This window comes from Mesorhizobium sp. M7A.F.Ca.CA.003.01.2.1, assembly GCF_003998945.1.
GTDB lineage: Bacteria > Pseudomonadota > Alphaproteobacteria > Rhizobiales > Rhizobiaceae > Mesorhizobium > Mesorhizobium ciceri.
Genome location: NZ_RZRA01001191.1, coordinates 1 through 1,391 on the forward strand (window position 1 = coordinate 1; position 1,391 = coordinate 1,391).

General features: G+C 65.6%; 1 protein-coding gene and 1 pseudogene. Both read right to left on the reverse strand.

What is annotated here, in order from left to right:
• Window positions 1-170: pseudogene (locus EN969_RS36385) on the reverse strand (DUF2497 domain-containing protein); the annotation flags it as partial.
• 215 nt (window positions 171-385) lie between these two features.
• Window positions 386-1,391, reverse strand: a 1,006-nt coding sequence (locus EN969_RS31095; RefSeq protein ID WP_127419736.1) for a TolC family outer membrane protein, incomplete at its 5' end; no start/stop codon positions are given.

The window sequence follows — 1,391 nt, forward strand, 5'->3', positions numbered from 1 at the left end:
TCCGCGTCGGGGGCTGCATAGGCGCTCGACGCGCGCTCCAGATCCTGGCTCAGCTCATCGGCGTCGCCCGGCTGCTTGCGGCCGCCGTCGCTGTCCTCGATGATCCGCCTGATGGAAGCCAGTATCTCTTCCATGGAAGGTTCGCGCTGTGCGCTGCTTGCCGTTGCCATCGTCACATCCGCCGCCCTTGTGACCCCTGTTGGGTTTTCCGCTCCGGCAGAGCCGGATCGAATCATGGCCACAGCGTAACCGACGGATCGCCGCACGAGAATCCCCAATCTGGGGACTTGTGGGATTTCAACAGATTAGCGCCATCTGAACCCGAGAGCCGCAGCGCGAAAGATCCTGCTCAAGCAGGGAACACGGCCAGTTCAGGCCGAACGCCTCAGCGGCCGTCCGGCGTGCGCAGTCCGTACCACTTGTCCTTGACCGCGTTGTAGTGCTCTTCAGGCTTGTATTTCGCTACCTGCAAGCCAAGGCGGTCGACGGACAGACGGCCGGTCGCCTGCAGGATGGCGTAGCTCGCCACCACCACATCGTGTTCGTAACCGGCCTGGTTGATCTGGGCGGTGATGACCGTCGCCTGCGCATTGAGGACGTCGAGCGTGGTGCGCTGGCCGACATTGCGCTCTTCGATGACACCGTTCAGTGCCAGCTTCGCGGCTTCGATCACTTGCCTGTTGGCCGTCAGCTGCTGCTGCGCGGCGGTGTACTCGGTCCAGGCGGCGGTGACGGCCTGGCGCACCTGGTCGCGGCTGACATCGACCTGGATGCGGGCCTGGCTGAGCGATTCCTTGTCCTGGCGCACGATCGCCGAGGTGCGGCCACCCGAATAGATCGGGATGGTCAGCGTTGCCCCGACACTGGCCGAATTGGTCGTGCCATCCTGCGAACCGACACCCGGCAAAGGCGAGGTATTGCGATAGGCGCTCGAAACGCCGGCGGAAGCCGACAGCTGCGGCAACAGCGCACCTTCGGCCGACTTCACCGAAAACGCCGCGGCATCGACCAGATGCTGCGTGGCAAGGATGGCCGGATGCTCGTTCGAGGCCACCCCGACGGCGGCGGCGAGGCTCGACGGCAACAGCTTTGCCACCGGCGAAGCGCCCTTGAGTTTGCCCGGCTCGTCGCCAACGATCTGGCGATAGAGCGCCGCACTTGCCAGCGCCTGCGCCCGGGCAGCACTCAGCGACGCCACCGCGGCGGCGCGCGAAGCGTCGGCCTGGGCGACATCGGTGCGCGTGCCTTCGCCAACTTCGAAGCGCGAACGCGCCGCGCGCGCCGTTTCGGTCAGGAACTGCAGGTTCTGCTCGGTCAGCACGGCGACCTGCCGGTCGCGAATCACGTTCATATACGCTTGCGCCGCGCTGAACAGGATGCCCTCTTCAGTG